The organism is Pseudoduganella sp. jia 12, from assembly GCF_055502675.1.
Genome location: NZ_JBUXKP010000004.1, coordinates 569,046 through 580,913, shown reverse-complemented (window position 1 = coordinate 580,913; position 11,868 = coordinate 569,046). Strand labels below are relative to the sequence as shown.

The following is an 11,868-nucleotide window of genomic DNA, read 5'->3' as shown; positions in this document are numbered from 1 at the left end:
AATTGGCGTTCGCTTGGCCATGCTTGCCGGCTTTTTCCTGCTGACGGTGCTCCTTGTGGGATTCACGGGCTGGAACGCGCTGCGCGACATGAATACCCGGAATGCCGCCGGCTTTACCGAAGCGAGCGGCCTGATGCGTGCCGTGGACGGGGCCCGTTCCGCGCAGGTCGATTTCAAGATCCAGGTGCAGGAGTGGAAGAATATCCTGCTGCGGGGCCAGGATCCGGCGCAACTGGACAAGTACACCAAGGCGTTTACCGCCAGCGGCGCGGCCACGGCCGGCAAGCTGGACGAACTGAAGGGCACGATGGTCACGCTGGGGATGGAGACGGCCGCCGTCGACGAGGCGCTGCGGCTGCATGGGGAACTGGGCCGGCGTTACCTGGACGCGCTGCGGCAGTTCGACGGTGCCGATCCGGCGGGCGCGCAGAAGGTCGACACGCTGGTGCGCGGCATGGACCGCGACGCCACCGAGCGCATCGACGCCATCGTCGAAACGATTCGCAAGGAAGCGGCAAGCCGTATCGAAGCCGTGGAAGCGCGCAATGCCGAGGTTTACCGCAACTCCGTGCTGACCTTGCTGGCGCTGCTGGTGGCCGCCGTGGCGATCGGCGCGCTCATCGTCATGTTGCTGATCCGCGGCATCACCGTGCCGCTGTCGCACGCGCTCGGCATTGCCAGGGATGTCGCCGCCGGCGACCTGCGCCACGACGTGCGCAGCACCCGCGCCGACGAGATCGGCGACCTGCTGCGCGCCCTGGGCACGATGAGCGGCAACCTGTCGCGCATCGTGGCGCAGGTGCGCAGCGGTACGCAAGCCATCGCGGTAGCGTCCGAGCAGATTGCCACCGGCAATGCCGACCTGTCGGCCCGCACCGAGTCGCAGGCCGGCTCGCTGGAGGAAACGGCGGCATCGATGACGGAGTTGACCGGCACCGTACGCCAGAACCGCGACAATGCCGAAGCGGCCGCGGGGCTGGCAGGCAAGGCCACCGACGTGTCCACGCGCGGCAGCGACACCGTGGCCGAAGTGGTGCGCACGATGAGACGATCAACGGCACGTCGGCGAAGATCGCCGACATCATCGGCGTCATCGACGGCATTGCGTTCCAGACCAATATCCTGGCGCTGAACGCCGCCGTCGAAGCGGCCCGGGCGGGCGAGCAGGGCCGGGGCTTCGCCGTGGTTGCAAGCGAAGTGCGTGGCCTGGCACAGCGCTCGGCCGTGGCGGCCCAGGAAATCCGCAACTTGATCACGGCTTCCGTCGCGGAAGTGGAAGCGGGCCGCGCGCTGGTCGACCGCGCCGGCGCCACGATGCGCGAAGTGCTGGACAGCGTGGAGCAGGTGGCCGCGGTGGTGCAGCAGATTTCGATGGCCAGCGGCGAACAGCAGCAGGGGATCGAACAGATCGACGAGGCGATCGCGCACATCGACACCACGACCCAGCAGAATGCCGCACTGGTCGAGCAGGCCGCCGCTGCAGCCGAGTCGCTGCGCGAGCAGGCGCGCCAGCTCGATGCATCGGTGTCCGTGTTCAAGCTGCGCGCGGCCTGACCCGGGGGGGCTGCCTGCACGGCGCGATGCGCGGCCCGTGCTGTACAGCCGGGCTTTGCCGCCTGCGATAACGGGCGCTTCCAGTGTCTGAGCCACGTTCCGTGAGCGACCCTGCCTGGCTGCCTGGCTGCCTGGCTGCCCGGGGATCCGGTGCCGGATTTCACGGCCCGCTCCAGCAATGCCGAACACTTCCACTTCGACACCGTGGCCGGCCGCTGCGTGATGTCGACCTTCTCCGGCAGCGCGGCGGTGAAACCGGCCGCGCCTCAATGCCCACGTCATGGCGCGGCAGGTACCGACTCGCGGCGCCGTGGTGTTCTCCTGCTCGCTGCTGCACGAAGCCGACCGGTCACGCGAGCCGGCATTTCGCCTTCCTGCCATTCCTGTACGACGACGCGGCCGTGCCGATCCGCCAGCGCAATGAGCAGACACTGTCTCCAGACGGCGCCTGGCGACCTGCGCGGCCGTTGCATTGCTTATTCCGATTGGCTAAAGTATCGGCAAGAAGTCAACAACAAGCAGTTTCCATCGACAATCACGACCGCCGGCCGGAGTCACCGCGGCGGCGGGTTGCGCCACGGCGCAACGGAAGAGAGGCACATGACAATACATGGACGAGCCGCCGTGGTGACCGGCGCCGCCCGCCGTCTCGGCCGCGCTGCCCGCAAGGGGGCGTGCTGATGCCGGCGCTGGCGACAATCGTGGCGGCCGCGGCCGGCCTGGCCGTACCCGCCATGGCGGGCGGGCTCGCGCTGTTCACGCGGCACGTGGAGCGCAAGGTCGAGGCGGCGCTGCCGCCGCAAGGCATTTTCGTCGACGTGCCCGGCGCCCGCCTGCATGTGCGCGAGCAGGGCCGCGGGCCGGCGCTGCTGATGATCCACGGCCTGGGCGGGCACATGTCGCACTTTACCTACGAGGTGGCGCGGCAACTGGCCCATCACCACCGCGTGGTGACGGTGGACCGGCCCGGTTCCGGCTATTCGATGCGCCCGCCCGGCACGGCGGCGGGGTTGCGCGAACAGGCCGCCGCGCTGGCCGCGCTGATCGACCGGCTGGAACTGGAGCAGCCGCTCCTCGTCGGGCATTCGTACGGCGGCGCCGTGGCGCTGGCGCTGGCGCTCGATCACCCGGAGCGCGTCGCCGGCCTGTCCCTGCTGGCTCCCCTGACGCACCTTCCCGATGAAACGCCGGCCGCATTCCGCGTCCTCGAGTCGCGTTCGCCGCTGATGCGCCGGTTGATGGCGTGGACGGTGGCCACCCCGGGCGCGATCGCGCGCGGCGGCGCCGTCCTGGAACAGGTTTTTGCGCCGGACCCCGTGCCCCATGACTTTGCCACGCGTGGCGGCGGTTTGCTCGGCCTGAGGCCGGGCCAGTTCCTCGCGGCCTCGGAGGATATGGGAGCGCTAGCCGGGCAGTTGCCGGGCTACAGCAGCCAGTACGGTGAATTGCGCATGCCGGTGGCCGTGCTGTTCGGGCGCCAGGACCGCATCCTGTCATGGCGCGAACAGGGCGAGGCGCTGGCCTGCAAGGTGCCGCATGCGGTGCTGGAAGTGGTGGAGGGCGGGCACATGCTGCCCGTGGCGCAACCCGACCTGACGGTGCAGTTCATCCGGAGCGCGGCGGCCCGTTGACGCTTGCGGGATTGTTCACGGAAGGTGCTGGCATTGCTGTCTGCCGGGAATGCCGTGGCGACGATGTTGCGGGCGGAGGAATGGACAGCGTGGACAGCGTGGACTACGGTAAAGCGGGGATGTAAAGCAGGATGCAGACAGGGCGCTGCGCGGTTTACCTGGAAAACGCACGCAGCGCCTTGATCGGGGTAGCCGATGTCGGAAGCAGCCGATTCACGTGTAAATCAACGCAAGTCACTGTAAAAATTTCCGACAGTCGCACCGTGCAAAGCTGCCGGCCGAAGCCGGCAGCCTCGCATTAACGCTGCTTGCGGCGGCGCAGTGCAGCCAGCGTCAGCATGCCGGCGCCCAGCATCAGGTAGGTGCTTGGTTCCGGAACCGGCGACGTCATGCCGTAGAAGTTGCCCGTGCCGACAACGTGGTTTGGCTCGCCCGGGTACGGTTGCGTGAAGCTGGCGGAGAACGCCAGGTCGGAACCGTCGATCTGCGCGTTGGTGTCGAAGTAGGCAGCAGCGACGCCACCCACGACGTCCAGCTGGCCCAGGCCGCTCAGGTTAGGTGGCATCATCGAGTTCGTGGTGCCCAGCAGCGTGGCGCCGTTGTACTCGTGACCGGCCAGGCTCAGCCAGAGCGTGCCCACGCCGGTGTTGCCGGCGTTTACCGTCAGCGGATCGTACGGGTTGATCGTCGACGGGCCGTCGTTAACATAGATGTTGACGAAGCCGCCCGTGTAGTTCGTGGTGGCGCCGGTGCCGCCCGTGGTCGGGGTGTAGCCGCCGAACACGATCGTCAGTTCGCAGCCTGCGCAGAATTGTGCCTGGCCCGTGCCGTTCATGGTCGACACGACGCCGTAGCCGCCCACCGTGCCGTTGGCATCGATGATCTGGTGCATCTGCACGGACGACGAAGCGAAGTCCAGCGCGTACTCAGGATCCCACGTCACGCCGCCCACGGTCTGCGGTGCAGCGACTGCCGCGCCCATCGTTGCCACTGCCATTGCCACGCCGAGTACTGCTTTTTTGATTTGGTTCACTATTAGCTCCAGGTTTGATTAGGTTGCACTTTAGGTGCTCTTTCAGAATAGGCTCTTGTTATTCTTGTTGTGGATATCTATAAGCAAATAGTGTGCCTTACCTCAACCGTTATCGTTAAGCGGTTGATTTTAATCATAATCTTGTTGGCGATGCCATGGTAAGGGGCTGTCGCGCTCGCTCAACTGTAAAATTTTCCGACAGTTGAGTCGCCGTGAAAGTGGCCTAAAAGCACGCATTTGCTGTCTTCTTGTTTTCTTCGTGCATCATCTTTTTCAATATTGAAATAAAAATATCTGGTAAGAAATGGTGGATCGTTTCACAAATTGAAAGAATGCGACATCCGCCCTAGAATGGCCGATCGTTCACTCATGAATAAAATCAGATGAAACCGGAAATCCTCGTGATGGCGGCAAGTCCGTCGGCGTCCGTGATGGCGCAACTGGAACAGCACTTCACTTGCCATCACGTGTGGAAGGCGCCGGCCGGAGAGCGCGCCGCTTTCATCGACGGCGTTGCCGCCACCGTGCGCGGCGTGGCGACGACCGGCATGGCGGGCATCGGCGCGGCGCTGGCCGGGCGACTGCCATTGCTCGAGATCGTGGCCGTCAACGGTATCGGTGTCGACGCGGTGGATTTCGCCGCGCTGCGCCCGCGCGGCATCCGCGTGACGAACACGCCCGGCGTGCTGACGGACGACGTGGCGGACCTGGCGGTGGCGCTGCTGCTGTCGGCATCGCGGCGTATCCCCATGCTGGATACGTACGTGCGCGCCGGCCAATGGCAGGCTGGCGTGCCGGTAAAGCCGGCGCGCGCAGTGCGCGGCAAGGTCGCCGGCATCTATGGATTCGGGCGTATCGGCCAGGCCGTCGCGGCGCGGCTGGCTGCGTTCGGACTGCAGTTGCGCTACTGGCAGCCGAACGCGAAGGCGGGCGTCGACGTGCCGCGCGCCGCATCGCTGCTCGACCTGGCGCACGGCAGCGACTACCTGGTCGTCTGCGCGCCGGGCGGCGCCGCCACGAAGGGAACGGTGGACGCGGCCGTGCTGGAAGCGCTGGGGCCGGACGGCACGCTGGTGAACATTGCGCGCGGTTCGCTGGTCGACGAACCCGCGCTGATCGCCGCGCTGTCCGACGGGCGGCTGGGCGCCGCGGCGCTGGATGTCTTCGCCGACGAACCGTCCGTGCCCGCCGCGCTCACCGCGCTGCCGAACGTGGTGCTTACGCCGCACGTGGGCAGCCTCACCGTGGAAACGCGGCATGCGATGGGCCAGCTGGTGGTCGACAACCTGCTGGCGCATTTCAGCGGCCAGCCGTTGCTGACGCCGGTGGAGTGACGCCCTGGGAACAGGGAATGGACCGGAACGCCGGAACGCCCTGTTTCGAGGAAAGGTAGTCCCAGGTTACTTGTTTCCTTGAAACAGGGGTACGTCCCCTGTTTTCCTCAGTGGCAACTACTGCTTACCCGGATCCTTCAGATCGGTGAACTTGTCGAACTCGATGTTGTACACCTCGTTGCCGACCTTCTTTACTTCACGCACATAGACAGTCTGGACGATGTCGCGCGTGGCGGGATCGATGGCGATCGGGCCGCGCGGGCTGTTCAGCTTCATCGTCTTCAGCACGGCCATCGCCTTGTCGCCGTCGATCTTCCCGTTCAATTTGCGTGACACGTCGTAGATCGCGGCCATGCCGTCGTAGGCGGCCACCGCCATGAAGTTTGGCCGTCCGCCCTTCGGGTTGGCGGCGGCATAGCTCTTCAGGAATGCCTTGTTCTCGGGCGAGTCGTGCGCGGCGGAGTAGTGGAACGTGGTGATCACGCCCAGTGTCGCGTCGCCCATCGCCGGCAGCACGTGGTCGTCGGTCAGGTCGCCGGTGGCGATCACCTTGATGCCGGCCGCGGCGAGCCCGCGTTCCCGGTAGCCCTTCATGAAGGCGATGCTTTGCTCGCCGGCCGGCACGAACACGAAGATCGCGTCCGGCTTCGCATCCTTGATGCGCTGGATGAACGGTGCGAATTCCGGATTGCGCAGCGGTATGCGGATCGATTCAGTCACCTTGCCGCCGGCGCCTTCCAGTGTCTTCCTGAACGCCGCTTCGGCATCGAGGCCGGGGCCATAGTCCGCCACCAGCGTGACCACCTTGTTCAACTTGTTCTTCGCCGCCCAGGTGCCCATCGGCGCCGAGATCTGCGGCAGCGTCATCGAGAAACGTGCGATGTAGTTCGACTTCGTCGTGATCGCCGACGTGGCCGCGTTCATGATGATCATCGGCTTTTTCGCCTGCTGCGCGATGGGCGCCACGGCCAGCGCTTCCGGCGTGAGGCCGAACCCTGCCAGGAAATCGACCTTGTCGCGCACCACCAGCTCCTGCGCCAGGCGTTTCGCGATTTCCGGCGAAGGCCCGGTGGTGTCCTTGAGGATCAGCTGGATCTTCTTGCCGGCCACCGTGTCGCCATGCTGCGCCATATACGCCTTGATACCGCCTTCCATCTGCTTGCCGTAGTCGGCGAAGGGGCCGGAAAACGCGGCGATCACGCCGACCTTGATCGTGTCCTGCGCCTGGGCCGTTGGCAGGGCGAACAGCTGTGCGCCGGCCAGCACGGCGGCAATCGTGTATTGCATGGTTTGTCTCCTTCGTTATGGGCACCGCGCCAATCATCAGGCTCCTTGAGATTCTTGACAAGGCCCGGCAACGGCCATAGTATCGGTTCATCGTTCGATAGGCAATCGATTGTTCGATTATCGAGCGACCATATAACTAGAGGAGACAGCATGGACAACACGACTGGCGAACGGGCGCGCGGCGGCGCCGTGGGGATGGCGGTAGCGGGCGCGCTGGCGCTGCTGGCCGCGGGCGCGGCGCATGCGCAAAGCAACGTCACGATCTACGGCATCATCGACACGGCGGTGGCGCACGTGGACAACACCAATGCGAACGGCGATTCGGTCACGCGGATGGCATCGCTGACGGGATCGTTCCCGTCGCGTATCGGCTTTCGCGGCACGGAAGACCTGGGTGGCGGCCTGTCCGCGATCTTCACGCTGGAAAGCGGTTTCGGCCCGGATACCGGCGCGATGGGGCAGGGCAACCGCCTGTTCGGCCGTGCCGCGAACGTGGGCCTGAAGGGGAAATGGGGCACGCTCACGCTGGGCCGCCAGGTCAACATGACCTACATCGCCGGCCTGAAGGCGGACGTACTGGGCCCGAACCTGTTCGCCATCGGCAGCATCGACCCGTACCTGCCGAACGCGCGCAGCGACAACGCGATCGGCTACCTGGGCAACTTCGACGGCATCGTGGCCGGCGCCACTTACAGCTTCGGGCGCGACACGTCGTCGTCCGGCGGGCCGGCCGCCACCGGCTGCGCGGGCGAGTCGCCGGCCGATTCGAAAGCCTGCCGCCAGGTCACGGCGCTGCTGGGCTATGAAGTCAAGGCGTTCGGCATCAACGCGTCGTTCGACAAGCTGTACGGGAACACCGGCGCGGCCGGCGGGCTGACGAGCAGCAGCAATTTCGACCGGCGCGTGACCGTGAACGGCTACTGGATGCTGGGCGGCACGAAGCTGGGCGCCGGCGTCATCGACCGCAAGACCGATGCCGCCACGGGCATCACCGAATCGACGCTGGCCTACCTGGGCGTGAGCCACCCGGTCACGCCGCTGCTCACGTTCGACGCGCAGGTGGCGCGCAAGAACACGAAGCACAGCGGCGACGATACCGACATGGCGGTGGCGAGGCTGACCTACTACCTGTCGACCCGCACCGCCGTCTATGGCGCGCTGGGATTGATGGAAAACGACGGCGCCGCCGCCATCGCGCTGGACGCCGGCGGCACCGCGGGCGCGGGCAAGCCGCAGCGAGGCGTCATGGCCGGCATTCGCCACCATTTCTAAACGCGCTGACAATGCTCGAGTCCGTGTCCCCGTGCCAGGCAGCCGGACTATAGTCCGGCAACACGAGCTGAGCGGGAGTTACGGCAGCAGCACCGCCAGCTCCCGCGCACCCTGCTGGAGCACGGGCAGGAACTGCTCCTCCATTTGCCGGGCGCTGACGCGGCCGGCCTGGGCGCCGACGTTCAGGGCGGCAAGGACGGTGCCGGAGGCGCCGCGTACGGGCACGGCGATCGACCGCAGGCCGACCTCGAGTTCCTCGTTGTTGATCGCGTAGCCCTGCTCGCGCACCTGGGCCAGCGCGGCGCGCAGCTGTTTCTGCGTGGTGATCGTGTGCTCGGTCAGGGGCTTGAAGCGCACCTTGTCGAGGTAGGCCTGCAGGTCGGCCTCCGGCAGGTGGGCGAGCATCGCACGGCCCAGCGACGTGCAGTAGGCGGGCAGCCGGCTGCCGGTGTTCAGCGCCACGGACATCACCCGCGAAGTGGCGGAGCGGGCCACGTACAGCACCTCGTTATCGTCCAGCACCGCCAGCGAGCACGATTCGTTCAGCGTGCGGCTGATCCCGTTCAGGTAAGGCTGGGCGGAGACGGTGAGCGGCGTCGACGACAGGTAGGAATAGCCGAGCGTCAGCACCTTCGGCCGGAGCGAGTAGTTGTTGACGTCGGAGTCGGCATAGCCGAGCTGCTTGAGCGTGTACAGGCAGCGGCTGACGGCGGCGCGGGGAATGCCGGTCTTCTGGCTGATCTGCGCGATCGTCAGGCTGCGGCGCGAATCGGAAAACGCCTGCAGCACGGCGAGGCCGCGTGCCAGCGACGTCATGAAGCTGGGATCGGCCAGCGCCTCGATCTGTTCGGCGATCGTGGGTTCGCGTTCCGCCTGGGCGGGCTTGTTGGTGGTTGTCGTCATCGCAGTCTCTTTCGAAGTGGACGGATTTTACTGGAACCCTCCTGTCCTGCCGACTTTTTTCCTTGACCTTCGCAGGCACCGGTGCGACACTGAGGATGTTCGATTAACAGATTATAGTTCGATTATCGAACATTTGCTTTGAAAGGGATATCTCGTGATTGACAAGACTATCGACACCATGGCGCAGGCCGTGGCCGGCATCCATGATGGCGCGACCGTCATGATCGGCGGCTTCGGCAATGCCGGCATGCCGGCGGCGCTGATCGACGCGCTGATCGCGCAGGGCGCGCGCGACCTCACCATCGTCAACAACAATGCCGGCAACGGCGAAACGGGCCTCGCCGCGCTGCTGAAGGCCAGGCGGGTAAGGAAGATCATCTGCTCGTTCCCGCGCCAGGCGGATTCGCAGGTGTTCGACGCGCTGTACCGCGCCGGCGAAATCGAGCTGGAACTCACGCCGCAGGGCAACCTGGCCGAGCGCATCCGCGCCGCCGGCGCCGGCATCGGCGGCTTCTTCTCGCCCACCGGCTACGGCACGCTGCTGGCCGAAGGCAAGGAAACCCGCACCATCAACGGCAAGCACTACGTGCTCGAATCGCCGATCCATGCCGATTTCGCGCTGATCAAGGCGCTGCACGGCGACCGCTGGGGCAATCTCGTCTACCGCAAGACTGCGCGCAACTTCGGTCCGATCATGGCCACCGCCGCGAAAGTCACCATCGCGCAGGTCACGCGCATCGTCGAACTGGGCGAACTCGACCCAGAGCACATCGTCACCCCGGGCATCTTCGTGCAGCGGGTGGTACAGGAGGACGCACAATGACAATCCAGAAAATGAGCCGCGCTCAGTTTCAATCCATGAACATTTGTGTCGCGCCTCATGGCACCGAACAGAAATCCGTACGGGAGAGTGTCCAATGACTATCCAGAAGATGACGCGCGATCAAATGGCGAAACGCGTCGCGCAGGACATCCATGAAGGCGCCTACGTCAACCTCGGCATCGGCCTGCCCACGATGGTGGCGAATTACCTGCCGGCCGACCGCGAGATCTTCCTGCACAGCGAGAACGGCCTGCTGGGCATGGGCCCGGCACCGGCGCCCGGCGAGGAAGACGAAGACCTCATCAACGCCGGCAAGCAGCCGGTCACCCTGCTGACGGGCGGCGCCTATTTCCACCATGGCGACTCGTTCGCGATGATGCGCGGCGGCCACCTCGACATCTGCGTGCTGGGCGCGTTCCAGGTATCCGCCACGGGCGACCTGGCCAACTGGCACACCGGCGCGCCGGATGCGATTCCCGCGGTCGGCGGTGCGATGGACCTCGCGATCGGCGCCCGCCAGGTATTCGTGATGACCGACCACCAGACCAAGTCCGGCGAAAGCAAGATCGTCGAGCAGTGCAGCTACCCGCTGACCGGCATCGGCTGCGTCAACCGCATCTACACCGACCTCGCCGTGATCGACGTGACGTCGGACGGCCTCGTCGTGCGCGAGATGGTCGAAGGCCTGACGTTCGACGAACTGCAAGGCCGCACGGCGGCACCCCTGATCCCCGGTTTCAAGGAGCATTCGAAATGACCGAAGCATTCATCTGCGACGCGATCCGCACGCCGATCGGCCGCTACGGCGGCGCGCTGAAGGACCTGCGTGCCGACGACCTGGGCGCGCTGCCGCTGGCCGAACTGGTGCGCCGCAATCCCACCGTGGACTGGGAAGCCATCGACGACGTGATCTACGGCTGCGCCAACCAGGCCGGCGAAGACAACCGCAACGTGGCGCGCATGTCCACGCTGCTGGCTGGCCTGCCGCAGCGCGTGCCCGGCAGCACCGTCAACCGCCTGTGTGGCTCGGGCATGGATGCCGTGGGCCTCGCCGCCCGCTCGATCCGGTCCGGCGACACGGCGCTGATGATCGCCGGCGGCGTCGAATCGATGACCCGCGCGCCGTTCGTGATGGGCAAGGCCGACAGCGCCTTCTCGCGCAACGCGCAGATCTACGACACGACGATCGGCTGGCGCTTCCCGAACCCGCTGATGAAGAAGCTGTACGGCACCGACTCGATGCCGGAAACGGCCGAAAACGTCGCCGACGATTTCAGGATCAGCCGCGAAGACCAGGACCGCTTCGCGCTGGCCAGCCAGCAGCGCGTGGCCGCCGCCCAGGCGGCGGGGTATTTCGATGCCGAGATCATGCCGGTGACGATCCCCGTCAAGAAAGGCGAACCGGTCGTGTTCAGCCGGGACGAGCATCCGCGCGCCACCACCATGGAAGCGCTGGCGAAACTGAAGGGCGTCGTGCGCCCGGACGGTACCGTCACCGCCGGCAACGCGTCCGGCGTCAACGACGGTGCCTGCGCGCTGCTGCTGGCCAACGAACAATCGGCAGCGGCGCACGGCCTCGTGCCGAAGGCCCGCATCGTCGGCATGGCCACGGCCGGCGTGGCGCCCCGCGTGATGGGCATCGGCCCGGCACCGGCCACGCAAAAGCTGCTGGCGAACCTGGGCATGACGCTCGACCAGTTCGACATCATCGAACTGAACGAAGCGTTCGCGTCGCAGGGCATCGCCGTGCTGCGCGAACTGGGCCTGTCGCAGGACGATCCCCGCGTCAACCCGTGGGGCGGCGCGATCGCGCTGGGCCACCCGCTCGGCATGAGCGGCGCGCGCCTCGTCACCACGGCGGTGAACCAGCTGCACCGTGGCGGCGGCAGGTTTGCATTGTGTACCATGTGCATCGGCGTGGGGCAGGGCATCGCCATCGTGATCGAACGGGTGTGATGCGCATGTAGGCACACGGTAATACAGGCAATGCGGCCAGCCGACAAAGAGCGGCGGCCGCATCGGGTCTTGAAA

Annotated in this window: 11 protein-coding genes; 8 read left to right on the top strand and 3 right to left on the bottom strand. The window is 66.1% G+C overall.

The window, feature by feature from the left end; genetic code table 11:
* Positions 1-19: 19 nt before the first annotated feature.
* From ACY65G_RS11845 to ACY65G_RS11835, 3 genes are all read left to right on the top strand, one after another.
* Positions 20-1,132, top strand: coding sequence for a methyl-accepting chemotaxis protein (locus ACY65G_RS11845; RefSeq protein WP_464997612.1), 1,113 nt, complete (start codon positions 20-22; stop codon positions 1,130-1,132).
* Positions 1,051-1,554, top strand: a complete 504-nt coding sequence (locus ACY65G_RS11840; protein ID WP_464997611.1) for a methyl-accepting chemotaxis protein — start codon at positions 1,051-1,053, stop codon at positions 1,552-1,554. The genes ACY65G_RS11845 and ACY65G_RS11840 overlap by 82 nt, the downstream gene beginning before the upstream one ends.
* Positions 1,555-2,234: 680 nt before the next feature.
* Positions 2,235-3,185 (top strand): alpha/beta fold hydrolase, encoded by a 951-nt coding sequence (locus ACY65G_RS11835; RefSeq protein ID WP_464997610.1) that lies wholly within the window; start codon positions 2,235-2,237, stop codon positions 3,183-3,185.
* Between the two features lie 298 nt (positions 3,186-3,483).
* Here ACY65G_RS11835 and ACY65G_RS11830 read toward each other — a convergent pair whose 3' ends face one another.
* A complete protein-coding gene (locus ACY65G_RS11830) occupies positions 3,484-4,218 on the bottom strand; it encodes a PEP-CTERM sorting domain-containing protein (protein ID WP_464997543.1) in 735 nt (244 codons plus the stop codon).
* 383 nt (positions 4,219-4,601) lie between these two features.
* On the opposite strand from ACY65G_RS11830, the gene ACY65G_RS11825 reads away from it, so the two are divergent.
* Positions 4,602-5,552, top strand: a complete 951-nt coding sequence (locus tag ACY65G_RS11825; protein ID WP_464997542.1) for a 2-hydroxyacid dehydrogenase — start codon at positions 4,602-4,604, stop codon at positions 5,550-5,552.
* Positions 5,553-5,669: 117 nt separating this feature from the next.
* Here the strand turns inward: ACY65G_RS11825 and ACY65G_RS11820 are convergent, their stop codons facing one another.
* Entirely contained in the window at positions 5,670-6,839 is a 1,170-nt protein-coding gene (locus ACY65G_RS11820; protein WP_464997541.1) for an ABC transporter substrate-binding protein, read from the bottom strand.
* A gap of 150 nt (positions 6,840-6,989) precedes the next feature.
* On the opposite strand from ACY65G_RS11820, the gene ACY65G_RS11815 reads away from it, so the two are divergent.
* The gene (locus ACY65G_RS11815; RefSeq protein ID WP_464997540.1) at positions 6,990-8,111 is read left to right on the top strand and encodes a porin; all 1,122 of its coding nucleotides are present in this window, start codon (positions 6,990-6,992) and stop codon (positions 8,109-8,111) included.
* 78 nt (positions 8,112-8,189) lie between these two features.
* Here the strand turns inward: ACY65G_RS11815 and ACY65G_RS11810 are convergent, their stop codons facing one another.
* On the bottom strand, positions 8,190-9,014 hold the full coding sequence (locus tag ACY65G_RS11810) for an IclR family transcriptional regulator domain-containing protein (RefSeq protein WP_464997539.1): 825 nt from the start codon (positions 9,012-9,014) through the stop codon (positions 8,190-8,192).
* A gap of 154 nt (positions 9,015-9,168) precedes the next feature.
* Here ACY65G_RS11810 and ACY65G_RS11805 point away from each other — a divergent pair, with 154 nt between their 5' ends.
* The 3 genes from ACY65G_RS11805 (at position 9,169) to pcaF (ending at position 11,793) form a co-directional block, all read left to right on the top strand.
* A complete protein-coding gene (locus ACY65G_RS11805; protein WP_464997538.1) occupies positions 9,169-9,837 on the top strand; it encodes a 3-oxoacid CoA-transferase subunit A in 669 nt (222 codons plus the stop codon).
* Positions 9,838-9,931: 94 nt separating this feature from the next.
* Positions 9,932-10,594, top strand: coding sequence for a CoA transferase subunit B (locus tag ACY65G_RS11800; protein ID WP_464997537.1), 663 nt, complete (start codon positions 9,932-9,934; stop codon positions 10,592-10,594).
* Positions 10,591-11,793 (top strand): 3-oxoadipyl-CoA thiolase, encoded by a 1,203-nt coding sequence (gene pcaF / locus ACY65G_RS11795; protein ID WP_464997536.1) that lies wholly within the window; start codon positions 10,591-10,593, stop codon positions 11,791-11,793. The genes ACY65G_RS11800 and pcaF overlap by 4 nt, the downstream gene beginning before the upstream one ends.
* The last annotated feature ends 75 nt before the right edge of the window (positions 11,794-11,868 follow it).

Coding starts and splice junctions, on each gene's coding strand:
- ACY65G_RS11810 (WP_464997539.1), bottom strand. CDS start 9,014: ATGACGACAACCACCAACAAGCCCGCCCAGGCGGAACGCGAACCCACG.
- ACY65G_RS11820 (WP_464997541.1), bottom strand. CDS start 6,839: ATGCAATACACGATTGCCGCCGTGCTGGCCGGCGCACAGCTGTTCGCC.
- ACY65G_RS11845 (WP_464997612.1), top strand. CDS start 20: ATGCTTGCCGGCTTTTTCCTGCTGACGGTGCTCCTTGTGGGATTCACG.
- ACY65G_RS11800 (WP_464997537.1), top strand. CDS start 9,932: ATGACTATCCAGAAGATGACGCGCGATCAAATGGCGAAACGCGTCGCG.
- ACY65G_RS11815 (WP_464997540.1), top strand. CDS start 6,990: ATGGACAACACGACTGGCGAACGGGCGCGCGGCGGCGCCGTGGGGATG.
- ACY65G_RS11825 (WP_464997542.1), top strand. CDS start 4,602: ATGAAACCGGAAATCCTCGTGATGGCGGCAAGTCCGTCGGCGTCCGTG.
- pcaF (WP_464997536.1), top strand. CDS start 10,591: ATGACCGAAGCATTCATCTGCGACGCGATCCGCACGCCGATCGGCCGC.
- ACY65G_RS11835 (WP_464997610.1), top strand. CDS start 2,235: ATGCCGGCGCTGGCGACAATCGTGGCGGCCGCGGCCGGCCTGGCCGTA.